This window comes from Pantoea sp. Sc1, assembly GCF_000255315.1.
Taxonomy (GTDB): Bacteria; Pseudomonadota; Gammaproteobacteria; order Enterobacterales; family Enterobacteriaceae; genus Pantoea; species Pantoea anthophila.
In genome coordinates this window covers 633989-656076 of the sequence record NZ_AJFP01000001.1, presented here as the reverse complement: position 1 = coordinate 656076, position 22088 = coordinate 633989, and the positions used below count along the sequence as shown (strand labels likewise).

General features: G+C 56.7%; 21 protein-coding genes. 9 read left to right on the top strand and 12 right to left on the bottom strand.

Going from position 1 to position 22088, the window contains the following annotated elements; translation table 11 throughout:
* Nucleotides 1–5 precede the first annotated feature (5 nt).
* The 4 genes from S7A_RS03175 to S7A_RS03160 all read right to left on the bottom strand — a co-directional run bounded on the left by S7A_RS03175 (nt 6) and on the right by S7A_RS03160 (nt 3861).
* Nucleotides 6–842 carry an ABC transporter permease gene (locus S7A_RS03175; RefSeq protein WP_009087891.1) on the bottom strand — a complete coding sequence of 279 codons (837 nt, stop codon included), beginning with the start codon at nt 840–842 and terminating at the stop codon, nt 6–8.
* Nucleotides 842–1708, bottom strand: coding sequence for an ABC transporter permease (locus S7A_RS03170; protein ID WP_009087888.1), 867 nt, complete (start codon nt 1706–1708; stop codon nt 842–844). Before S7A_RS03170 ends, S7A_RS03175 begins: the two co-directional genes overlap by 1 nt.
* The gene (locus S7A_RS03165; RefSeq protein ID WP_009087886.1) at nt 1705–2805 is read right to left on the bottom strand and encodes an ABC transporter ATP-binding protein; all 1101 of its coding nucleotides are present in this window, start codon (nt 2803–2805) and stop codon (nt 1705–1707) included. Before S7A_RS03165 ends, S7A_RS03170 begins: the two co-directional genes overlap by 4 nt.
* A 282-nt stretch (nt 2806–3087) precedes the next feature.
* Nucleotides 3088–3861 (bottom strand): inositol monophosphatase family protein, encoded by a 774-nt coding sequence (locus S7A_RS03160; RefSeq protein ID WP_009087884.1) that lies wholly within the window; start codon nt 3859–3861, stop codon nt 3088–3090.
* A gap of 299 nt (nt 3862–4160) precedes the next feature.
* Between S7A_RS03160 and S7A_RS03155 the strand changes: the two genes are divergently transcribed.
* Nucleotides 4161–5291 (top strand): ROK family transcriptional regulator, encoded by a 1131-nt coding sequence (locus S7A_RS03155; RefSeq protein WP_033736475.1) that lies wholly within the window; start codon nt 4161–4163, stop codon nt 5289–5291.
* Nucleotides 5292–5353: 62 nt separating this feature from the next.
* Here the strand turns inward: S7A_RS03155 and gorA are convergent, their stop codons facing one another.
* Nucleotides 5354–6706 (bottom strand): glutathione-disulfide reductase, encoded by a 1353-nt coding sequence (gene gorA / locus S7A_RS03150; RefSeq protein ID WP_009087879.1) that lies wholly within the window; start codon nt 6704–6706, stop codon nt 5354–5356.
* Nucleotides 6707–6833: 127 nt separating this feature from the next.
* Between gorA and rnz the strand changes: the two genes are divergently transcribed.
* The gene (gene rnz, locus S7A_RS03145) at nt 6834–7745 is read left to right on the top strand and encodes a ribonuclease Z (protein WP_009087877.1); all 912 of its coding nucleotides are present in this window, start codon (nt 6834–6836) and stop codon (nt 7743–7745) included.
* On the opposite strand, the gene S7A_RS03140 is transcribed toward rnz, so the two are convergent.
* Both S7A_RS03140 and S7A_RS03135 read right to left on the bottom strand, forming a co-directional pair.
* Nucleotides 7742–8560 carry a CPBP family intramembrane glutamic endopeptidase gene (locus S7A_RS03140; RefSeq protein ID WP_009087875.1) on the bottom strand — a complete coding sequence of 273 codons (819 nt, stop codon included), beginning with the start codon at nt 8558–8560 and terminating at the stop codon, nt 7742–7744. The two genes, rnz and S7A_RS03140, sit on opposite strands and share 4 nt — an antisense overlap.
* 14 nt (nt 8561–8574) lie before the next feature.
* Nucleotides 8575–9417, bottom strand: coding sequence for a 23S rRNA (adenine(2030)-N(6))-methyltransferase RlmJ (locus tag S7A_RS03135; protein ID WP_009087873.1), 843 nt, complete (start codon nt 9415–9417; stop codon nt 8575–8577).
* Between the two features lie 306 nt (nt 9418–9723).
* Here S7A_RS03135 and prlC point away from each other — a divergent pair, with 306 nt between their 5' ends.
* Entirely contained in the window at nt 9724–11766 is a 2043-nt protein-coding gene (prlC, locus tag S7A_RS03125; protein ID WP_009087870.1) for an oligopeptidase A, read from the top strand.
* Between the two features lie 8 nt (nt 11767–11774).
* Nucleotides 11775–12527, top strand: coding sequence for a 16S rRNA (guanine(1516)-N(2))-methyltransferase RsmJ (rsmJ, locus tag S7A_RS03120; RefSeq protein WP_009087869.1), 753 nt, complete (start codon nt 11775–11777; stop codon nt 12525–12527).
* A gap of 120 nt (nt 12528–12647) precedes the next feature.
* On the opposite strand, the gene S7A_RS03115 is transcribed toward rsmJ, so the two are convergent.
* Nucleotides 12648–12890: a hypothetical protein gene (locus S7A_RS03115; RefSeq protein WP_009087867.1), complete on the bottom strand. Its 243-nt coding sequence runs from the start codon at nt 12888–12890 to the stop codon at nt 12648–12650.
* A gap of 304 nt (nt 12891–13194) precedes the next feature.
* Nucleotides 13195–13632, bottom strand: coding sequence for a universal stress protein UspA (gene uspA / locus S7A_RS03110; protein WP_009087866.1), 438 nt, complete (start codon nt 13630–13632; stop codon nt 13195–13197).
* Between the two features lie 413 nt (nt 13633–14045).
* Here uspA and uspB point away from each other — a divergent pair, with 413 nt between their 5' ends.
* The gene (gene uspB / locus S7A_RS03105; protein ID WP_009087864.1) at nt 14046–14381 is read left to right on the top strand and encodes a universal stress protein UspB; all 336 of its coding nucleotides are present in this window, start codon (nt 14046–14048) and stop codon (nt 14379–14381) included.
* Nucleotides 14382–14430: 49 nt separating this feature from the next.
* On the opposite strand, the gene pitA is transcribed toward uspB, so the two are convergent.
* Nucleotides 14431–15933, bottom strand: a complete 1503-nt coding sequence (gene pitA, locus S7A_RS03100; RefSeq protein WP_009087862.1) for an inorganic phosphate transporter PitA — start codon at nt 15931–15933, stop codon at nt 14431–14433.
* A 243-nt stretch (nt 15934–16176) separates the two neighbouring features.
* Here pitA and S7A_RS03095 point away from each other — a divergent pair, with 243 nt between their 5' ends.
* On the top strand, nt 16177–17361 hold the full coding sequence (locus tag S7A_RS03095) for an NAD(P)/FAD-dependent oxidoreductase (protein WP_009087861.1): 1185 nt from the start codon (nt 16177–16179) through the stop codon (nt 17359–17361).
* Nucleotides 17362–17368: 7 nt separating this feature from the next.
* Here S7A_RS03095 and S7A_RS03090 read toward each other — a convergent pair whose 3' ends face one another.
* Nucleotides 17369–18355: an aldo/keto reductase gene (locus S7A_RS03090; RefSeq protein ID WP_009087859.1), complete on the bottom strand. Its 987-nt coding sequence runs from the start codon at nt 18353–18355 to the stop codon at nt 17369–17371.
* Nucleotides 18356–18648: 293 nt separating this feature from the next.
* Here S7A_RS03090 and S7A_RS03085 point away from each other — a divergent pair, with 293 nt between their 5' ends.
* The 3 genes from S7A_RS03085 to S7A_RS03075 all read left to right on the top strand — a co-directional run bounded on the left by S7A_RS03085 (nt 18649) and on the right by S7A_RS03075 (nt 20536).
* The gene (locus tag S7A_RS03085; RefSeq protein ID WP_033736089.1) at nt 18649–18846 is read left to right on the top strand and encodes a hypothetical protein; all 198 of its coding nucleotides are present in this window, start codon (nt 18649–18651) and stop codon (nt 18844–18846) included.
* A gap of 1 nt (nt 18847) precedes the next feature.
* The gene (locus S7A_RS03080; RefSeq protein ID WP_033736088.1) at nt 18848–19675 is read left to right on the top strand and encodes a hypothetical protein; all 828 of its coding nucleotides are present in this window, start codon (nt 18848–18850) and stop codon (nt 19673–19675) included.
* A gap of 183 nt (nt 19676–19858) precedes the next feature.
* Entirely contained in the window at nt 19859–20536 is a 678-nt protein-coding gene (locus S7A_RS03075) for an SDR family oxidoreductase (protein WP_009087856.1), read from the top strand.
* Between the two features lie 15 nt (nt 20537–20551).
* Here the strand turns inward: S7A_RS03075 and S7A_RS03070 are convergent, their stop codons facing one another.
* Nucleotides 20552–21940, bottom strand: coding sequence for a sugar porter family MFS transporter (locus tag S7A_RS03070; protein WP_009087854.1), 1389 nt, complete (start codon nt 21938–21940; stop codon nt 20552–20554).
* Nucleotides 21941–22088: the final 148 nt, after the last annotated feature.

The following is a 22088-nucleotide window of genomic DNA, read 5'->3' as shown; positions in this document are numbered from 1 at the left end:
GAGTGTCAGCCTTTTCCCGCAAAGGAGGCGACAGGATTTTTTGTCAGTAATTTTTCTGCAATCAACATTAAAATGACATTCGGTACAACCAGCATTAAAGAAATGACCGCCGCATTGGGTCGGATAAAGTTATAACCCAGATAAGAATAGAGAATGGCAGGGACGGTAATAAAATCGGGTGAGCCCACAATAAAACTTATGGCGAACTCCTCTATGGATAACGTAAAGACAATAATTAATGCGGCAAATATTCCCGGTCTGAGGGTGGGCAGGCAGGCCACTAAAAACCGGTTCATCGCCGAAGCGCCCATATCTCGTGCCGCATCGAGCGTGTCCTGGCGTATCTGCGAAAACGACAGGGTCAGAATGCGCACGGCATAAGGCATCAGGATAATCATATGCCCCAGTAAAATGCCGCCAAACCGGCTGTGAATGCCCACTACGTTGAGCAACATGGAAAAAAACAGCGCGACGACAAAGCCCGGAACGATAAGCGGCAATAAGATCGCATTCTGTAAAAGGTTTTTGCCCGTAAACGACATTCTGCCAAACGCCCACGCGGCAGGCAGAGACAACATCAGCGTGCAGACGGAGACGGCTGTCGCCAGTAAATAGCTGTTCCTGAGCGCCTGCGGTAATGCGGTCGTGGTCCAGACCTCCACCCAGCGTCCCAGTGAGAGAACCGGCGGCAGGGCATCTGGCCATGCCCACGGATGGGTTTTATCGACCAGTGACCACAGCACGGTCAGCATAAAGGGAATAACCAGCCACAGCATAAACAGGGCGGTGATAAGGGTCATCATGACGATACGCAGCGGGGATAAGGTCGCTCTGGCTCTCATTATCTCTGTTCTCCGGCTTGTTGCAGCCACTTCGCCAGGGCGGCAAGCACGACTGCACCGACAAAAGCGGCCAGCATTAAAATCACCGCGACAACGGCCGCAAGATTCCAGCCCTGTGCGCTGATTTCAGGGAAGCGCAGCATGTATTGCGAAAGAGAGAACACGCTGGTTGGCCCCGCAACGACCTGGAAGGAAAAGTCACCCAGGGCGCCGATGAAGATCAGCACCAGCGATACCTGAACGGACCTGACAGATAAGGGCAGGATGATCTGTAACAACCGGGCACGCTTGCCGGCACCTAAATCCCGCGCGGCATTGAAAATTTCATCGCCAATCGCGCGCAGGCTGCCGGTCATGATCAGCAGCGCATAGGGAAGCTGTTTCCAGACCTGCAAAATAATTACGCCAATGCCCCAGCGGTCATTCTGCATTCTGATGGGGTGAGAGAGGATCCCCAGCCGGACCAGGCCCAGGTTAATAAAGCCCTGCCAGGAAATCAGGTTGATAAACAGCAGCGCAGCCACCAGCCCGTGTACCATCAGCGGGGCTTTGAGTAAGCCGCTCATCAGCATTGAGCCGGGGAAAGGCTTTCTCAGCCAGAGTGCCAGCGGAAGCGCCAGGGCAACGGACAGCACCGCACTGATCACCCCGATTCTGAGCGAGTAGCCTGTCGCGCGCCACAGCTGGCTGTCATTCAGAATGGTTTGCCAGTAATGAAGCGTAAAGCGCGCCGGGGCGCCAAAATTAAACAGGCCAACGGACTGCGCCAGTGCCATGATCACAATCAGCACCAGAGTGATGATGACCGGCGCGACCGCAGGCAGGACCAGCAACCAGCAGAGCCTGTTCCGGGTGCGCGTTTTCATGAATAGCTTTCCCGTAAAAAGCGGATCTTGTCTGGCGGAAGAGAGAAATTAACGTTGTCCCCTTCGCGGATGGCGCTTTTACCGACCAGCTGGATGCACCACTGATATTCCGTTTCTTCATGGCCCAGCGGATAAACCTGGAGTTCAGAAAGGTTGCCCAGAAAACTCACCGCGCCGATCTCAAAGGCCCGCGTATTTTTCCCGGCACGCTGTTCGCTGAGTACGGCATCCTCAGGGCGCCAGAAGGTATAGACCTCGTCCGATACGGGCGGTACAGGGCTATGGATTTCCATTTCGCCCAGTACGCACGCAATGCGATAAATACCGGTGCTGCTGTCGCTCTCCAGTACGCGGGCTTTCATGACGTTAGCCTGACCGACGAAACCGGCGACAAAGCGGTTTACCGGGGAATAGTAGATCTCATCCGGCGTTCCGGTTTGCTCAATCTTTCCGGCATTCATGACCACCACAATGTCAGACATCGACAAGGCTTCTGCACGGTCGTGGGTAACATAAATGGCGGTAAACCCATGGACGCGCTGAAGCTGTCTGATCTCCAGTCGTACCTTGTCGCGTAATCTGGCATCCAGATTTGACAATGGCTCATCAAACAACACGATTTCCGGACGCACGGCCAGCGCTCTGGCCAGTGCTACACGCTGCTGCTGACCGCCGGATAACTGCGCTGGCAGTTTAGACAAATGCGCATTCAGCGAAACCTGTGCGGCGGTCTGCGCGACGCGAACATGAATGTCTGTTTTTTCCATCTTCCGTTGCCTGAGGCCGAACCCGATATTTTCAGCAACGGAGAGGTGAGGAAACAGCGCATAGGACTGGAAGCACATCGCCGTATCGCGATGTTCAGGTTTGACATGCTGCATGTCCTGCTGGTGTATCAGGACGTTGCCACTATCAAGCGTGTAGAAGCCGGCAATAACTTTAAGCAGCGTGGTTTTGCCACAGCCAGAGGGGCCAAGCAGGGAAACAAATTGCCCTTTTCTGGCCTGCAGTGAAATGCCGTTCAGCGCGACAAAATCGTCGAACGTCAGCATGGCATTGTGAATTTCTAGCGTGTTCACGTTGAGCGGCTCCGTCATAGAGTGCCAGGGACTTTTTAATTAATGCGAGGCGCATAATAATTTGGCGTATCGGAGTTAAGCAATTTCAGGCGGGTTAAGAATTTATTAACTTTTTAAAACCTATATATAATAGTTGCTTAGGCGTTTACTTTAGAATCGTACGTTTAACACGCTAACCATTTTCATGCGTTGTAATTAATATTCGGGGCAGAGGGCCGGGTGAACATGCATAGCGGGCAGGACAGCGGGGAAAGGCTGTCCTGAAATGCCGTGATGAGGTAAGCCGGAGGCAATGCGTGGTCAGGCGGGCGTAAAACGCGGGTAAGGGATAAACCGGGCGGAGAGGCGATTCATTTCGGCCGTCCCAACACTAACATGTGTTCTGCTCTTTTCCTCTGAACCGGCAAGATGTGCATCCAGTCCCGCTGCCTTACAGAGCGCATAACCCGCAGAAACGTCCCACATGCTGCTAAAACATTCCTGATAACCGTCGACGTAACCCAGCACGCTAAAGCTTAAACCTACGGTAGTACAGCGATAGCGCACCACATTCCAGCCGTCGTCCCGATACGCCTTTTCAATACAGAGCTGATGGGTGAAATCCCATGATGGACTGTCGCCAATCGCCACGGTTTTCAGCGCTTCGGCGTCCACAGGACGTTGAAAGGGCTCGCCATTCAGATAAAGCCCTGTCTCCTTGCCGCCGCTCAGCATGAGGTTTAAAGCCGGATGGACGATCACGCCCATCACCGGCTCGCCATCGATCACATAGCCAACAGAAATCCCCCACAGGGATGAGCCGCGCAGGAAGTGACTCGTACCATCAATCGGATCAACAGACCAGTAGCTGGCGCAGGGCTCACCACCATGCTTTTCCCCGATAATGGCATCCTGTGGGAAGTGATGTTCCAGGCGCTGCCGAATCAGATTTTCCACTTCCCGATTGGCTTCCCTGAAGAGATCCTGCGGCCTTTTTTCGCCGATCTCTGACTCACTTAGCCGTCTGAAATAGTCCAGAGCCAAAAGCGAGGCCTCCTGCGCGATGCGTTCAGCAACCTTTAAGCGCGTTTCCATTGTTCACCTGATGCACAAAAAAAGTGTGTAAATGAAGGCAGAGCCCTGTGCACGGCGAAAGTGCCAGTCCGTACATAAGGCACGTTTTTAATATCATGCTCATTGCATGATATTGGAGTCTCCCCTCGTAATGTTTCACTATTATGACGCTTTTATGATCGTGTAAGGCAGGGCAGGATAGGCTGAATATCGGCACATTTAACGAAAATGCCAGGGCAGGGTCTTTAACTATTCGCTATGCATAAAAGCATGCTAGGTTGTTAACAGAAGGCATTATTAAACAGGGTGAGGAGAACGCTGTGGTTTATGGATATTCCGCTGGTCATGAAGTCGAACTTAATCGCAGTGAAAAACTCATTCTTGAGCTTGTCCGCCGCAACGATGGCATTTCCCGCTCCTCGCTGGTTTCGCAAACCATTCTGAATCAGTCATCTGTTCACCGCATTGTTGATACGCTGACCGAAAACGGCTTTCTCAGCCTGGGTGAATCGCCGTCCCAGGGAAGAGGAAAGCCCAGCCCGTCGTTATCCCTCAATGCGAACGCGCGTTATGGTTACGGCATCTCGATTAACTCAGACAGCGTGGCCGCCAGCCTGATTAATTTCCGGGGCGGCATTACAGAATACTGCGTACTGGATACGCACCCGCGCGATCCTGCCCGGACCTTACTGAATATCAGACATCACTATCTGGATACCTTAAAACAATATGGTATTTCGCCAGAAAAAGTCTGTGGGGTGGGATACAGCATGGCGGGCTTTCTTTATGAATCACGAAAGTATTTCAATCCGCCTGAACCTTTAAAAGCGTGGATGGGCATCGATCTGCATCGTGAAATTACCATGTTATTTGATCGACCGGTATGGATTGAAAATAACGCCACAACGGCGGCGCACGCTGAAGCCTTTTTAGGCGCCGGGCTGAAATATGATACGTTTGGCTATCTCTCTTTTAATTATGGTTTTGGCGGTGGCATCGTGATTAACGGTAAACCGTTCCAGGGGGCATTCGGGAATGCGGGGGAGATCAGCCGTATTTTTACGCCGGAAGAGGGCAAGCTACGCCCGGCCCTGGGGATCCTGATCGATCGGTTACGTGATGGCGGTATTGAAATCAGAGATATACGCGATCTCAATGATAAATTCGATCCGGCCTGGCCGATTGCGCAACAGTGGGTAAAAGACGTAACGCCAAATCTGCATCGGGCAATGGATGCCATGAATGCGGTGATCGATCCCGGCGCCATCATATTAGGGGGTGAAATTCCCCGTCAGCTGGGCGAGATGTTTTTAGCCATGCCGCGCACGAGCTCGGGTGAACGCTGGGGAATTTCTGCGGAATATCCCGATATTCTGCTCAGCGCCATTGAGGGGGACAGCTCGGCACTGGGTGCGGCATTGACGCCGTTGCGGGAAACCTATTTTAATTGAAGCCGTTACCCGCAGAGCAACGTGTCAGCGGGTAACGGTCAGTCATGCGCAGGGGGAGATTGCTAGCGCATGGTCACAAACTCTTCCGCTGCGGTCGGGTGGATCGCCACGGTGTTGTCGAAGTCTTTCTTCGTCGCACCCATTTTCAGCGCCACGGCGAAGCCCTGCAGCATCTCATCCATGCCGAATCCGATACCGTGAATCCCGACAATCTTCTCATCGGCACCCACACAGACCAGCTTCATGCGGCACGGCTGGCGATGCTGCGTCACGGCGGTGTACATCGCCGTAAACGACGATTTGTAGACCTTCACCTGATCGTCGCCATACTGTTCACGCGCCTGCGGCTCTGTCAGACCGACGGTGCCAATCGGCGGATGGCTGAACACCACGGTCGGGACATTGCTGTAATCGAGATGCTCGTCCGGCTTGTTGTTAAACAGGCGCTCAGAGAGGCGACGGCCCGCGGCCACCGCTACCGGGGTCAGTTCAACCGCACCGGTGTTATCGCCCACGGCGTAAACGCCTGACACATTGGTATTCTGGAACTTATCGACGCGGATGTAGCCTTTCTCATCCAGCGCCACGCCCGCGGCCTGAATATTGAGATTGTCTGTTTCAGGCTCACGGCCAATCGCCCAGACCAGGCAGTCCACGGTGTAGTCGCTGCCGTTTTCCAGCTGCAGCGTCAGGCTGCCATCTTCGTTTTTAATCACGGCTTTCGGAACGGCTTCGGTATGCAGCATCGGCCCTTCGCTGTTCATCACTTCTACCAGCGTCTCGCTGAGCAGGGGATCAAAGCTGCGCAGCGGCGCGTGTTTACGCACGAACAGATGGGTTTCCGATCCCAGCGCGTTCACCACACCGGCCAGCTCCACCGCGATGTAGCCCGCACCGATCACCGCGGTGCGCTTTGGCAGGGCGTCCAGCTCGAAGAAGCCGTCAGAATCAATACCGTACTCCGCACCCGGAATCGAAGGATGAACCGGGCGGCCGCCCGTGGCGATCAGAATGTGGCTGGCTGTGATAATCTCGCCGTTGACTTCCACGCTGTGCGCATCGACAAACCGGGCAAAGCCTTTGATCACTTCGACTTTGTTTTTACCCAGCACGTTGTCATAGGAGTTGTGGATACGATCGATATAGGCGCTGCGGTTTTTGACCAGCGTGGCCCAGTCGAAACGATTCACGGTGGTGTCGAAGCCATAATCCGGCCCGTACAGATGGATAGCTTCGGCGATTTGCGCGGCGTGCCACATGATTTTCTTCGGCACACAACCTACGTTCACGCAGGTGCCGCCCAGCTCTTTGGCTTCAATCAGGGCACATTTCTGGCCATACATGGCCGCACGGTTAATTGAAGCGATGCCGCCGCTGCCGCCGCCAATGGCGAGATAGTCGAAATGTCGGGTCATTGAAGTATCCATCCGGTTGCATAAAAATTTGGGGTTGAGTGTAACGCTGTCGGTCGAAATGACGCAAAGATTGCGCCTATGATTGTAATAGGGTTCTGTTTTTTCATCGCTTTCAGGGAAGCATACCATGCACCTTACTTTTCTCGGCACCGGCGGCGGTGCGCCCAGCCTGCAACGCAACGTCACCTCCATTGCTTTTACCCGCGCACTGAGCGGGGAAACCTGGCTGTTCGACTGCGGCGAGGGCACGCAGTTACAGTTTATGCGCTCCAGCCTGAAACCGGGCAAGCTGGATAAGATTTTTATCACCCATCTGCATGGCGACCATATTTTTGGTCTGCCGGGGCTGCTCACCAGCCGCTCAATGGCCGGGTTAACCACCCCGATGACGGTCTATGGCCCGAAAGGCTTAAAGACCTTTGTTGAAACGGCGCTGGCGATCAGCGGCTCCTACACCGACTATCCGCTGAACATTGTTGAGATTGAGGCGGGCTGGACGCTGGATGATGGCGAGTTCCGGATCAGTGCCTGGCCGCTGAACCATCCGGTTGCGTGTTTTGGTTATCGCATTGAGCAGCACGACAAACCCGGCCTGCTGGATGCCGCGCGGCTGAAAGCGGAAGGGGTTCCGCGCGGGCCATGGTTTCAGCAGCTGAAACAGGGGGAATGCGTGACGCTGGAAGATGGGCGGGTGGTCAATGGCGCGGATTATCTCGGCCCGTCGACGCCGGGCAAAAAGCTGGCCATCTTTGGCGATACGGCGCCGACCGATGTCGCGTTGCAGCTGGCGGCGGATGTTGACCTGATGGTGCATGAAACCACGCTGGAGGCGGCGATGGAGGAGAAAGCCAACGGACGCGGACACTCCACCACCCTGCAGGCGGCCGACGTGGCAAAGCGCGCCGGAGCCAAACGGCTGATCGCCACTCACTTCAGCTCCCGCTATCTGGCAAAGGATATGAGCCGCCTGCTGGCCGAGTGCCAGACGATTTTCCCCCGCACCGAGCTGGCGAGCGACCTGGCGGTCTTCACCGTTTAATGTTGCAGCGCCGGATAGGTGAACAGCAGCAGATGGGTAAGATTCAGGGCAAAGTGCAGGAGGGTCGCCAGCCATAAGCGGCCGCTCCAGTGCCACGCCAGGCCGTACAATCCTCCCGCCAGGGTGGCAAAAATCACCAGCAGCACGCCGCCGGGGGCGTGCGCCAGTCCGAACAGCAGTGCGCTGAGCAGCAGCGCGGGCATCCCCCCCAGCGCCTCTCTCAGCCGCTGTTGCAGATAACCCCGGAACAGCGCCTCTTCGGCCAGCGAAACAAAGAAGAGATTCGCCAGCACAAACGCCCCCAGCCACGGCGGAAAGTGAGGCTCAATCGCCAGGCCGCCCGACAGCACGGCGCTACCGAGCAGCAGCGGAACCGCGGCGATTAACGCCAGCGCACTGAGCCAGCGAAAGCGCGGCGGATGGGCAGGGGCGCGGAAGAGGGTGGGCAGCGCGGCCAGCAGCACAAAGGGAACCAGGGCTTTATCGAAGTTAAAGGAAAAACTGAAAGGCACGCTCTGCGCGCCAGCACGCACCTCATCAACCTGGCGGGGATTAGCAAAGCCAGGGAACAGATGGAGAAATAACCCCACGGCAATCACAACCAGCAGGGCTTCGCTGAGGCGGTGCCGCCGGGAAGGGGCCGGATGCCAGAGACGCAGCGCGACCAGCACCCCGGTGCCGGCCAGCAGCGGCAGCACCGGCCACGTCAGAACATGCTGATAGAACCCCACTCCGACGGCGAACGCTAACAGCAGGAGAGCCAGCCGTCGGGCGGGTTGCAGCGCGGCCAGCGCACCGGCCAGCAGGAGCCACATCAGGCCGGACGCACTTATTCAGGTACGATCTGGTTCACGACCGCGTGGCCGGTTCCGGCGGGCACCAGCTTCTGATGCAGCCACGGCAGCAGGGTTTCCATCTGTTGCGCCAGCTTCCACGGCGGGTTAATCACGATCATGCCGGAAGCGGTCATGCCGCGCTGATCGCTGTCGGGACGGGTCGCCAGTTCAATCTGCAGGATATTGCGGATACCGGTGGCTTCCAGATCGCGCAGCATGTGTTTGATCTGCTGACGTAACACCACCGGATACCACAGCGCAAAAACACCGGTGCTGAAACGCTTATGGCCTTCCTGAATGCCTTTCACCACCGCCTGATAATCGCTTTTCATCTCGTACGGCGGGTCGATCAGCACCAGACCACGACGCGACAGCGGGGGCAGCTTCGCTTTCAGCTGCTGATAGCCGTCGGCACGATCGACGCGCGCGCGCTTATCTTTGCTGAACTCGTTACGCAGCAGCGGGTAGTCGCTGGAGTGCAGTTCCGTAAGCTGCAGTTTGTCATCTTCACGCAGCAGGTGACGGGCAATCAGCGGCGAGCCGGGATAGTAGCGCAGCGTGCCACTGCGGTTCAGCGCAGCAATCGCATCAAAGTAGGGTTGCAGCAGTTCAGGCGCATCGGGCTGCTGCCAGATGCGGGAGATGCCTTCCAGATATTCGCCGGTGCGCTCGGCGTGTTCACCGCTGAGCTGATAGCGGCCCGCGCCTGCGTGAGTATCCAGGTAGAAGAACGGTTTCTCTTTCTCTTTCAGCGCCGTAATGATCAGACTCAGCACGGTGTGCTTCAGTACGTCGGCGTGGTTGCCAGCATGGAAGCTATGGCGATAACTCAGCATTGTTTATCCTGTTGAATGTATAAGGTTTTAATCGATGGGAAATCAATTTGTACCAATTATTACCTCACGTATTACCCACAGAACGACGCACAGCACCCGACGCAGGAAAAGCATGAGAATCCGCGATTATATCAGGGATGGGCGGGCGATGTGCCAGAAGCGTGACAACAAATCGGGGCGCGCGAACCGGCGGTTTCTTCCTCACCTCATCCTGCCTGCCATTGATTTTCGCTACACTAAGCCGCATGTTATTGAGATTGCGTTGCGCGACCCGCTGCGCCCCATACATCCATAAAGGACTGCGCTATGACCAATCCGCTACTGACATCTTTTACGCTTCCCCCTTTTTCTGCCATCCAGCCTGAACATGTGGTGCCTGCCGTGACTGAAGTGCTCAGTCAGTGTCGCGCAGAAGTTGAGAAGGTCGTGGCGCACGGCGCGCCTTACACCTGGGATAACCTGGTTCAGCCGCTGGCTGAAACGGATGACCGCCTGAGCCGTATCTTCTCGCCGGTCAGCCATCTCAATGCCGTGAAGAACAGCCCGGAGCTGCGCGAAGCCTATGAGCAGACGCTGCCGCTGCTGTCGGAGTACAGCACCTGGGTGGGTCAGCATGAGGGACTGTATCAGGCGTATCGCGATCTGAAAGAGGGCGATCAATACGCGACCCTGGATCTGGCGCAGAAGAAAGCGGTAGATAACGCCCTGCGCGATTTTGAGCTTTCCGGTATCGGTCTGCCGAAAGAGAAGCAGCAGCGCTATGGCGAAATCGCCGCGCGCCTCTCCGAGCTGGGCTCGGCGTACAGCAACAACGTGCTGGATGCCACCATGGGCTGGAGCAAACTGATCACCGACGAAAATGAGCTGGCCGGTATGCCAGAAAGCGCGCTGGCGGCGGCGAAAGCGCAGGCCGAAGCCAAAGAGCAGGAGGGCTGGCTGCTGACGCTGGATATCCCAAGCTATCTGCCGGTGATGACTTACTGCGACAACGCGGCGCTGCGTGAGGAGATGTATCGCGCCTATGCGACACGCGCCTCCGATCAGGGGCCAAACGCCGGTAAATGGGATAACGGCCCGATCATGGCGGAAGAGCTGGCGCTGCGTCACGAGCTGGCACAGCTGCTGGGCTTTGACTCTTACGCCGACAAATCGCTGGCGACCAAAATGGCCCAGAGCCCGTCTCAGGTGATCGACTTCCTGAATGACCTGGCCGAACGCGCCCGTCCGCAGGGGGAAAAAGAGCTGGAGCAGCTGCGCGCCTTCGCGAAAAAAGAGCATGGCGTTGAAGAGCTGAATCCGTGGGATCTCACCTATTACGGGGAAAAGCAGAAGCAGCATCTCTATACCATCAGTGATGAGCAGCTGCGCCCATACTTCCCGGAAGCGCGTGCGGTCGCTGGCCTGTTTGAAGTGGTCAAACGCATCTACGGCATCAGTGCGAAGCAGCGTAACGACGTTGAGGTCTATCATCCTGACGTGAAGTTCTACGATCTGTTCGATGAAACCGGCGAACTGCGCGGCAGCTTCTATCTCGACCTCTATGCCCGCGAACACAAACGTGGCGGCGCCTGGATGGATGACTGCGTGGGTCAGATGCGTAAAGCCGATGGCACCCTGCAGAAGCCGGTCGCCTATCTGACCTGTAACTTTAACCGTCCGGTGAAGGGGAAACCTGCGCTCTTCACCCATGACGAAGTGATTACCCTGTTCCATGAGTTCGGTCACGGTCTGCACCACATGCTGACCCGCATCGAAGCGCCTGGCGTGTCCGGTATCAGCGGTGTGCCATGGGATGCGGTCGAACTGCCAAGCCAGTTTATGGAAAACTGGTGCTGGGAGCCGGATGCGCTGGCGTTTATCTCCGGACACTATGAGACCGGCGAACCGCTGCCGAAAGCCCTGCTGGATAAAATGCTGGCGGCGAAGAACTATCAGGCCGCGCTGTTTATCCTGCGTCAGCTGGAGTTCGGCCTGTTCGATTTCCGTCTGCACACCGAATTCAACCCGGAAAAAGGCGCGCAGATTCTGGAAACCCTGCGTGAAGTGAAAAGCCGCGTGGCGGTGGTGCCGGGGCCGGAATGGGGCCGTTTCCCGCACGCCTTCAGCCACATCTTTGCGGGCGGCTATGCGGCAGGTTACTACAGCTATCTGTGGGCGGACGTGCTGGCGGCGGATGCCTATTCCCGTTTTGAAGAGGAGGGTATCTTCAACCGCGAAACCGGCCAGTCGTTCCTGGATAACATCCTGACGCGCGGCGGTTCGGAAGAGCCGATGGAGCTGTTTAAACGCTTCCGTGGCCGTGAGCCGCAGCTCGATGCGATGCTGGAACATTACGGCATTCAGGGATAAGTCGGTTCGTGAAAATCTGTTTGCTCGATGAATCAGGCGCCGGAGACGGCGCCTTGTCACGTTTAGCGCAGCGCTGGCAGCTGGAGCAGGATGACACCGCACCGCTGGCGCTGGTGCAGACTGCGACCCACCTTGAACTGCGTAAGCGGGATGAGCCAAAGCTGGGCGGTATTTTTGTTGATTTCGTCACCGGCGCCATGGCCCATCGTCGTCGTTTCGGCGGAGGACGCGGTGAAGCCGTCGCCAAAGCGGTCGGCATCAAAGGCAGTTATCTGCCGGATGTGGTCGATGCGACCGCCGGTCTGGGACGCGATGCGTTTGTGCTGGCGGCGCTGGGCTGCCGGGTACGGATGCTGGAGCGCCATCCGGTGGTGGCAGCACTGCTGGAAGATGGTCTGCAGCGTGGCTATCAGGATGCGGAAATCGGTCCCTGGCTGCGCGAGCGGCTGACGCTGATTCATGCGGCCAGTGCCCAGGCACTGGGTGATATCACGCCACCACCTGACGTCGTTTATCTCGATCCGATGTATCCCCATCGCCAGAAAAGTGCGCTGGTGAAAAAGGAGATGCGGGTCTTTCAGTCGCTGGTGGGGCCGGATGAGGATGCGGATGCGTTACTGGAGCCTGCCCGCCGGCTGGCAAGAAAACGCATTGTGGTAAAACGGCCAGACTATGCGCCGCCGCTGGCGGGTGTGGTTACGCAGGCCGCCGTGGTGACTAAAAGTCATCGCTTTGATATTTATCCCCCGCTCAGCGAATAACGCATGTCAGCGCGAGTGGCTATTTCGTTTTCTGTTTTTGCTTAAAGAGCATGCCTGATAACGTTTCAGGCATGCTTCAGCCTCTCCTGTTTGCGCAATCGTACAAACAGGGTAAATAAATCAGGCCGATATTGTCGTCAGGAAGCCGGAAAAGGCGGTCAGAAAGCTTTTGGCCACGTTCAGGCTGAGGGCTCTGAAGGTCAGACTCAGTCGCTCTCCGAATGTGGTGCTTTCCTTCAGCGACGTCAGGGTGCTATCCAGTAAGCCCGAAACGTCCGTCAGTGCGCTGTTCACGTCACCCAGAAATTCAGGCAGGCCAGCACCGCTTACCGCCGCAATTTCTTTCTCGTTAATTTCTCTCATTGTTAATGTCCTTATTGATTAAATAGATCAGCTTATCTTTTTCCTGCTCTCTCTGATGTAAACAGGTCAGAGAGCAGGCGAAAGATAGCGAATGGGAAAAAGGTTGCCCATAGTAAAATTGTGATAAACAGCGCGCTGCATGTAATAAAACGATTCGCATTAGCGAATCAATAATTCATTAATGTAACGCCGGTTTTAATATGATGTTCAGATAAGCGAAATGAAGCGGATAAATGCGGGGCCGGGCAGGACCTGAAAGAGACGGCAGAGAAAAGCCGGCTGACGCCGGCTTTCAGAAAAGGATTTATTCGTCGTCGGCATCGCGCAGCGGCACAATCAGCATATCGATGTGTACGGTGTTGATGAGCTGACGGGCCGAAGACATCAGCTTGCTCCAGAAATCCTGATGATGACCGCAGACCACCAGGTCGACGTCATACTTCTTAATGGCATCGACCAGAACCTGACCCAGGTCGCCGCTGCCGCTCAGGGTTTCACTGATCGGATAACCGGCCGCCTCTGATAACCCTTTCAGGGCAGTGTGCGTCTCTTCCGAGATACGCTTCTGCATATCCCCCAGGTTAACGTCGATCAGACCGGTGTAAAGGTCGGAGTAGTTCACGTCGACGTGAATCAGGGAAATGCGGGCATCGTACGGGCGAGCCAGCGAAACGGCCTTATCCACCAGTAACTGACTTTCGGGGGAAAGGTCTACTGCAATCAGGATATGTTTATAAGCCATGATAAAACTCCTTTCGCGAGATTAAGGATGGCATCCGGTGTTCCTGCCGCGTCACAGCTGAGCGAAATCCCTTGCGCGAGCGGGCGATGAGCGCCACCAAAGTGTCTGCCTGCGTTGCAGGTGATGTAGTTATGCCCTGAGTATAGTCTTCTCTCACCGTAAATGCTGTGGTTGCCGTCTGGCTTGTGAATAAGATCAAGGCTGTGCCGGATTTACTCGCGCCGAACAAAAATCATCGTTGGAAAAAACGTAAAGATTTCTCCTACACTGAAAAAAGGCGGTCCGATTCGCAGCCGCTCAGGGGGTCGAAAACTTTCGCAGTCCGGTGATTCAGTGGCTGGTGATGACGGCAGGTTTGCTCAGGGATTTATCGCTGGGTCAGCGACTGCGCCGCCAGTCGGGAGGGGGAGAATATGATCAGCACGGTTGCGCTTTTCTGGGCGCTTTGTGTGGTATGTATCGTGAATATGGCGCGCTATTTTTCATCTCTGCGCGCACTGCTGGCGGTATTACGGGGGTGCGATCCACTGCTCTATCAGTATGTCGACGGCGCGGGCTTTTTTACCTCTCACGGTCAGCCGAGCAAGCAGGTGAGGCTGGTGACCTATATCTGGGCTAAGCGCTATCTCGACCATCATGATGATGAGTTTATCCGGCGCTGCGAGCGGGTGCGGGGGCAGTTTATTCTGACCAGCGCGCTGTGCGGACTGGTCATTATCAGCCTGGTGGCGCTGGCGATCTGGCATTAAAAAAGGGCGACCGGAGTCGCCCTTTTTAGCTGGCATTACACCAGTTGCATTACACCAGTTTTAGCGCAATCCAGTAGAGCGAACCTGACAGCACAATACAGACCGGCAGGGTGAAGACCCACGCCATCGCGATGTTCTTGATGGTCCGGCTCTGCAATCCGCCACCGTCAACCAGCATGGTACCGGCAACGGATGAGGAGAGGATGTGCGTGGTCGAAACCGGCATACCGGTGTAGCTGGCGACGCCAATCGACAGCGCGGCCGTCACCTGAGCCGACATGCCCTGCGCATAGGTCATGCCTTTTTTACCGATTTTTTCACCAATGGTGGTGGCGACACGACGCCAGCCAATCATGGTGCCGGTGCCCAGCGCCAGCGCCACAGCCATGATGATCCAGATCGGCGCATACTCGATGGTGCCGAGCAGGTCGCTTTTCAGCTTACCGAGGAAGCGTTTGTCATCGGGCGTGGTCTCCGGCAGTTTCGCCGCCTTGTCAGCAGTGTCGGAGATGCAGAGCAGCAGACGACGCATCTGACCGCGCTGTTCAACCGTCAGCTGATCGTAGCTCTGCAGGTTATTCAGCAGTCCCTGAGCACGCTGAACCGCCTGCAGCGCGCGGGCGCTGTCACAGTGGAACTCCTGCGGGCTGGTGGCCGGCACTTCTTCCGGTGTCGGCAGCTTTGGCGGTGCCATCTGGATGATATGCGTCAGCGAGGCGCTATGCTGCTGATAATATTGCTCCAGGTGATTGACCGCATCGCGGGTGCGCGTGATGTCGTAACCGGAGGCATTCATGTTGACCACGAACCCTGCCGGAGCCACACCAATCAGGACCAGCATGATCAGACCAATGCCTTTCTGGCCGTCGTTTGCCCCGTGCGAGTAGCTGACACCGATTGCCGATACAATCAGGGCAATACGGGTCCAGAACGGCGGCTTCTTCTTGCCGTCGATCTTCTCACGGTCAGCAGGCGTCATATGAATACGCGCACGCTTTTTCGTGCTGCTCCAGTAGCGGCGCAGAATAAAGATTAAGCCACCCGCAATCACCAGGCCGATGATCGGCGACAGGATCAGAGAGAGGAAGATATTCAGCACTTTCGGGATGTTGAGGGCATCAACGACCGAGGTGCCGCTCATCAGGGCGTTGGTCAGACCGATACCGATAATGGCGCCGATCAGCGTATGGGAGCTGGAGGCCGGCAGACCGAGATACCAGGTGCCGAGGTTCCAGATAATCGCCGCCAGCAGCATAGAAAACACCATGGCGAGACCGTGTGCCGATCCCACATTTAACAGCAGGTCGGTGGGAAGCATATGAACAATAGCGTAAGCGACACTCAATCCACCGAGCAGCACGCCAAGGAAGTTGAATACGCCTGCCATGACCACAGCAAGCTGGGCACGCATGGCACGGGTATAGATGACCGTCGCAACCGCGTTGGCCGTGTCGTGGAAACCGTTGATCGCTTCGTAAAACAATACAAACAGCAGGGCAAGAACCAATAACAGACTCGTACTGAGGTCTAGACCAGCAAACAGATGTAGCATAAACGTTACGCCATTTTTGGAGGACATGAACGCGGCGCATTATCCGCGACAACGTGCTGTATGGGAAAGGAAAATATAGCCCTAATTTGACCTTTCGTTGTAAGCCTGACGCGTAAGTCAGCGAAAAAGGGTTAGATATTAAGCAGATACATTATGACACATTTACGGCAATTTTTTGACGCTGGCGTCTCAGTGAGCAGATCACTACAATCTGCGCCTTTCCTGTTATATGAGTGAGCTGCAGTGGAACAGTTTGACGTTATCATCATTGGTGCCGGGGCCGCAGGCCTGTTCTGTGCCGCCCAGGCCGGACAGCGGGGACGCCGCGTATTACTGCTGGATAATGGCAAGAAGCCGGGCCGCAAAATTCTGATGTCTGGCGGCGGGCGCTGCAACTTCACCAATCTCTACACGGAACCGGCGGCTTATCTGTCGCACAATCCCCACTTCTGCAAGTCGGCGCTGGCCAGATATACCCAGTGGGATTTCATCGATCTGGTTAATCGCCACGGCATCGCCTGGCACGAGAAAACCCTGGGCCAGCTCTTCTGCGACGACTCTGCGCAGCAGATTGTCGATCTGCTGATGGCCGAGTGTGACAGGGGCAATGTCACTCTGCGGCTGCGCAGTGAAGTGCTCAGCGTCACGCGCGATGAGCGCGGTTATACGCTGCAACTCAACGGCAGCACGGTGCAGGCTGAAAAGCTGGTGATCGCCAGCGGCGGCCTGTCGATGCCGGGTCTGGGGGCCTCGCCGTTTGGCTACAAAATTGCGGAGCAGTTCGGGCTGAGCGTCTTCCCGACGCGGGCCGCACTGGTGCCCTTTACCCTGCATAAACCGTTGCTGGAGCAGTTGCAGACGCTCTCTGGCGTCGCGCTGGACACCACCATCGATGCCGAGGATGGTACTCGCTTTAAAGAGGCGATGCTCTTCACCCATCGCGGGCTATCCGGCCCGGCGGTGTTGCAGATCTCCAGCTACTGGCAGCCGGGTGAGTTCGTGACGGTCGATCTGTCGCCCGCCACCCCGCTGGCACCGTTTCTGACGGCGCAGCGCGACGCCCATCCTAACCTCAGCCTGAAAAACAGTCTGGCTAAAATCCTGCCGAAACGGCTGGTGGAAGTGCTGCAGGCGCTGAACGTGGTGCCGGATGTCACGCTGAAGCAGCTCAACAGCCGACAGCAAACGGAACTGGCGCAGACCCTGCACGCCTGGCGCATCCAGCCAAACGGTACCGAGGGGTATCGCACCGCTGAAGTGACGCTGGGCGGCGTGGACACCACCCAGCTCTCCTCAAAAACCATGGAGGCGCGCGCGGTGCCGGGACTCTACTTTATTGGTGAAGTGGCGGACGTGACCGGCTGGCTGGGGGGATATAACTTCCAGTGGGCCTGGAGTTCCGCCTGGGCCTGCGCCCAGGCGTTATAACGCCCGTTTACCAGCGCTGATGCACGTGGGGCGCGATCTTCTCCTGATAGAGCTGCTTCAGCGCCGCCATCGTTTCCGCAGAGAGCGCGTCGACGCCGCTGGCACGCGCATTCGCTTCCGCCTGCTCGCGGTTTTTCGCACCGGGAATGACCACGCTGACATCGTCGTTCATCAGGATCCAGCGCAGCGCGAACAGGGCCATCGTGATGTCGCCTGGAACAAAGCGGCGAATCTCCTCAACCGCCTTCAGCGCCACCTCATAAGGCACGCCGGAAAAGGTCTCTCCTTTATCAAACGCTTCGCCATGACGGTTAAAGGTGCGGTGATCGTCAGCGGCAAATACGCTGTCGGCATGCATTTTGCCGGTCAGCAGGCCTGATGCCAGCGGCACACGGGCGATGATGGCCACATCTCGGCTTTTTGCCTCATGCAAAAGCCGTTCAGCCGGACGCTGGCGGAAAATGTTGTAAATCAGCTGAATGGAGGCGACGTTGGGAAACTCCAGCGCCTTCAGACCCTCTTCGACTTTCTCAACGGATACGCCGTAGTGACGGATTTTTCCGGCGGCCACCATCTCATCCATCACCGCAAAAACCTCCGGGCTGTAATAGACCTCGGTTGGCGGGCAGTGCAGCTGGACCAGATCCAGCGTGTCGGTTTGCAGATTATCCCGCGAGCGGTCAATGAAATCGTTGAGGTTTTTCGCATTGTAGCCTTCAGCCACATGGGGAGAGAGGCGCCGCCCCAGTTTGGTAGCCACGAAAGGGCGTTCGCCGCCGCGCTGTTTCAGCACCTCGGCAATGATTTTTTCGGAGCGGCCATCGCCATAGACGTCGGCGGTATCGATAAAGGTGACCCCCGCATCCAGCGCGGCATGCAGTGCGGCTCTGGCATCCTCCAGGCTGACCTCTCCCCAGGTTCCGCCGATAGCCCAGGCGCCAAAGCCAATTTCAGAGACGCGCTGACCGGTACGGCCCAGTGTTCGTAGTTTCATGCAAACTTTCCTCGATGCGTTTCAGACAGGGTAAGAGTACGCGGATGACCCTTGAGCTTAGTCTTTCCTGGCCGGGAGAGCGCGCCGCGTCCCCGCAGCTCAATCCAACAGAGCAGGAGGCGTCTGCGACGCCAGGCCGCTGGTAACGTTGAGGTTTTCAGGAAAAAATCGCCGGAAACAACGCCTTACCGCTTCGCTAATTAGCTGATTTTAAGAAATTTCCCCTGAAATTAATTGGGCGAGAGTGTGGATTCAGTCACATACTTCTTTTTTTGACTCACAAGTGGATCGCTATGTTCAGGTTTATTAAGTCGGTCTTTGCCAGTCCCGAGAAATTTCTGCAGATCATGACCCGCCAGGATATCAACGACTCGATTGCCGAAGGTGAACGCATCATCATTGATGAAAACGGCAATATCTCGGTCAACACGCTGAGCGAGGAAGTCCACGAAGATTTTTCCCGCCATGTGAACGCGTTAAAGGGAGTCTGAGGTGGGTACCGCAATATTCATGGTCCTGATGGTGAGTGGTTACTGGTACACCAGCCGCGATCTCAACAGCCGTTTTAAAATCCGCCGCTCATCAGGCTGGGACGTCTATTTCCTGGTCGCGCTGTATGGCTGTATTTTTGTCCTGCAGGGGGTCTTTGCCACCGGCCTTGTCTGGCTGCTGCTGCTGGGCATCTCCGCGCTGGCAAATGCTGTTCAGGTTATACCGGGCGCCCATCTGAAGTGGCAGGTGGAGTTCATGAACTGGAGCTTTCTTGGCATCCAGGCTCCGGTCGTCATTATGCTGGCCTTCGCGATCCTGCTCTGTCTCTACCGCTCTAACTGGGCGGGCAGCGCACGGCTGAACGTTTCAGGCCGTAAAGATCTCTATCAGCGGCTCTCCCGCTCTAATGGCGTGGAGCAACTGCTGTTTCAGTGCATGGAAGAGGGTGAACTGGCGTGGATCACGCTGAAGTCCCGCCGCATCTACATCGGCATGGTTCACGCCTCCACGTTCGAATATGAGAGCACCAAAAACATTGTGCTGATTCCGATGCTGAGCGGCTATCGCGACAGCAAGACGCTGAAGCTGGCGGTGGAGCACAACTACAGCAAATGGTATGCCGAGCATGGCATTACGCTCGACTCGACACCGAAAGATGCGATGTCGTTTCGTAAGGTGATCATGGTTGACCAGATTGAAAGCCTGTCACTGTTCGATCCGGCCAGCGCCACGGCGCTCTCAATGGGCCATCCCCAGGAAGTGGAGAAGAGCCAGGGGAACGAGAACGGCGACAGTCCGGATGATAAAAGCCGGGACACGCAGGGATAATCAAAACCCGCTCCTTTCCCTTCATCAGGCGCGCTCATCAGGCGCCTGAAACCTGCCTTCATCCCCTCTGCCAGCAGTGAAAAGTTACCTGACGTGTGGTGGCCCGGCGAAAAAGCACGGCGGGCCGCGCTCTGCGCCGATTTGCCGTTAAGCTTGTGATGAGACCACTAACGAGGAGTGAATATGGCTCAGCAAAATAAGGTACTGATTATCGGCGCCTCACGCGGTATCGGCCTGGCGGTGGCGCAGGCGTTCGCCGGGCAGGGCTGGCAGGTCACGGCCACCCATCGCAGCGGCATCCCGGCGCAGGGCAACCGGCCCGAAATCCGCTGGCACGCGCTGGATATAACCCAGGCGTCAGCGGTGGAAGAGCTGGCTGGCAAGCTCACCGGTGAGGGGTTCGATGCCATTCTGATTAATGCCGGCATTTCCGGGCCGTCGCACCAGACCCTGTCGCAGAGTGACGATCAGGAACTGGCGCAGCTCTTCCTGACCAATGCCATCGCGCCGGTACGCAGCGCAGAAATATTACTGCCACTGCTGAAGCCGAGTGGTGTGCTGGCGCTGACCTCCTCCCAGCTCGGCAGCCTGAATGAAAACCCGGATGCGCAGATGCCGATTTATGCTGCCAGCAAAGCGGCACTGAACATGTTAAGCCGCACCCTGACCGCTGCTGTGGACGCGCAGGGCGGAACGCTGCTGACGCTGCATCCCGGCTGGGTAAAAACCGACATGGGTGGCGAAAGCGCGCCCCTGACGGCAGAAGAGAGCGCAGAAGGTATCGTCCGGCAGCTGACCCACTGGCGCGGTCGTGGAGGACATCACTACGTCGATTACGCCGGCCAGTCATTGCAGTGGTAAGCCGCGTCGGGGCGGTTACGCCCCGATATCACGCAGCGCTTTGCCCTTCATCAGATTGCGTTCGATGTGCTCCAGCGTCACATGTTTGGTCTCCGGCACCAGCATCATCGTCAGCACGATAAACACCAGATTCAGCGCGCCATAGAACCAGAAGGTGTTGGCATTCCCCAGCTGATCGAGCAGGGTGAGGAAGGTTGCCCCTACAATCATATTGCCGACCCAGTTGGTGGTTGTGGAGGCGGTAATCCCGAAGTCGCGCCCTTTCAGCGGCTGGATCTCGGAACAGAGCAGCCAGACAACCGGACCGGCTGCCATCGCAAAGCCCACGATAAACATCAGCAGCATCGCCACCGCAAAATATTTGCGGAAGTCCGTCTCAACGCCGATGTGCAGCAGCGTGCCCAGCACCCCCATCCCCACGGCCATCACCAGAAAGCTGGTGGTAAGCATGGGTTTGCGGCCCCAGCGATCCACAAAGAAGATGGCAATCAGCGTCGCCAGCATGTTGACCAGCCCGACAATCACCGTGCCCCACATCTGCTCACTGGTGCTGGAGAACCCGGCGATGTTGAAGATTTTAGGGGCGTAATACATCACGACGTTCATGCCGGTAAACTGCTGCATCACCTGCAGCAGCATGCCGAGCCACACCGCGCGGCGGAAATTGCCATTCGAGCGGAACAGTGACCAGCCGCGCTGCTTCAGCTGCAGGCTTTCCCGGATCTCCTCCAGCTCCTCACGAGCCTGCTCGCTGCTGTTACGCAGCCGGTCCAGAACCCGCTGCGCCTCATTAAACCGACCGTGCGCCGCCAGCCAGCGCGGGCTGTTGGGCAGAAACAGCACGCCGATAAACAGGATCACCGCCGGAATCGCGATGACCCCGAGCATGCCGCGCCAGTTACCGCTGTAGCTGAAAGCCGTGTCGGAGAGATAGGCCACCACGATGCCGGTGGTCAGCATCAGCTGATACATGGAGATCATTGAGCCGCGAATACGCTCAGGCGCAATCTCGGCCAGATAGAGCGGCGCGGTGTAGGAGGCGATGCCTACCGCCAGGCCCAGAATCACGCGCGCGCAGACCAGCGAGGTCACATCCGGTGAGAAGGCTGACCAGAGCGAGCCAATCACAAACAGCGTCGCGCCTGCCAGCATACTTTTCTTGCGTCCCAGCTTTGATGACATCCAGCCCGCCGCCAGCGCACCCAGCGCCGCGCCAAACATCATCGAACTGACCACCCACTCCTGCTGATGGTTGGTGATCTGCAAATCCTTCGCCAGAAACGGCAGGGCACCGGCGATGACGCCAATATCCAGGCCAAACAGCAGGCCGGACAGCGCAGCCATAAAACAGACGAACCAGGTAAAGCGGTTCTGCGTACTTCCCGATTTTTTTGCCGCGCCCATGCGAGTCTCCTTGCGGTAGTCCAGTGTCAACATTGTTAATGTTATGTAAACATAGTCGACGCCAGTGTGTTGCCGATCACACTTCCGACCACTGTTACCGCTCAGTCAGACAGAGACGCAAAATAAAGCATGAGATATCAATGGGGTG

What these genes read in the sequence shown, in the direction of transcription:
- S7A_RS03175 (WP_009087891.1), bottom strand. Translation starts at nt 842, where the DNA reads ATGAGAGCCAGAGCGACCTTATCCCCGCTGCGTATCGTCATGATGACC.
- S7A_RS03170 (WP_009087888.1), bottom strand. Translation starts at nt 1,708, where the DNA reads ATGAAAACGCGCACCCGGAACAGGCTCTGCTGGTTGCTGGTCCTGCCT.
- S7A_RS03165 (WP_009087886.1), bottom strand. Translation starts at nt 2,805, where the DNA reads ATGACGGAGCCGCTCAACGTGAACACGCTAGAAATTCACAATGCCATG.
- S7A_RS03160 (WP_009087884.1), bottom strand. Translation starts at nt 3,861, where the DNA reads ATGGAAACGCGCTTAAAGGTTGCTGAACGCATCGCGCAGGAGGCCTCG.
- gorA (WP_009087879.1), bottom strand. Translation starts at nt 6,706, where the DNA reads ATGACCCGACATTTCGACTATCTCGCCATTGGCGGCGGCAGCGGCGGC.
- rnz (WP_009087877.1), top strand. Translation starts at nt 6,834, where the DNA reads ATGCACCTTACTTTTCTCGGCACCGGCGGCGGTGCGCCCAGCCTGCAA.
- S7A_RS03140 (WP_009087875.1), bottom strand. Translation starts at nt 8,560, where the DNA reads ATGTGGCTCCTGCTGGCCGGTGCGCTGGCCGCGCTGCAACCCGCCCGA.
- S7A_RS03135 (WP_009087873.1), bottom strand. Translation starts at nt 9,417, where the DNA reads ATGCTGAGTTATCGCCATAGCTTCCATGCTGGCAACCACGCCGACGTA.
- prlC (WP_009087870.1), top strand. Translation starts at nt 9,724, where the DNA reads ATGACCAATCCGCTACTGACATCTTTTACGCTTCCCCCTTTTTCTGCC.
- S7A_RS03115 (WP_009087867.1), bottom strand. Translation starts at nt 12,890, where the DNA reads ATGAGAGAAATTAACGAGAAAGAAATTGCGGCGGTAAGCGGTGCTGGC.
- uspA (WP_009087866.1), bottom strand. Translation starts at nt 13,632, where the DNA reads ATGGCTTATAAACATATCCTGATTGCAGTAGACCTTTCCCCCGAAAGT.
- uspB (WP_009087864.1), top strand. Translation starts at nt 14,046, where the DNA reads ATGATCAGCACGGTTGCGCTTTTCTGGGCGCTTTGTGTGGTATGTATC.
- pitA (WP_009087862.1), bottom strand. Translation starts at nt 15,933, where the DNA reads ATGCTACATCTGTTTGCTGGTCTAGACCTCAGTACGAGTCTGTTATTG.
- S7A_RS03090 (WP_009087859.1), bottom strand. Translation starts at nt 18,355, where the DNA reads ATGAAACTACGAACACTGGGCCGTACCGGTCAGCGCGTCTCTGAAATT.
- S7A_RS03085 (WP_033736089.1), top strand. Translation starts at nt 18,649, where the DNA reads ATGTTCAGGTTTATTAAGTCGGTCTTTGCCAGTCCCGAGAAATTTCTG.
- S7A_RS03075 (WP_009087856.1), top strand. Translation starts at nt 19,859, where the DNA reads ATGGCTCAGCAAAATAAGGTACTGATTATCGGCGCCTCACGCGGTATC.
- S7A_RS03070 (WP_009087854.1), bottom strand. Translation starts at nt 21,940, where the DNA reads ATGGGCGCGGCAAAAAAATCGGGAAGTACGCAGAACCGCTTTACCTGG.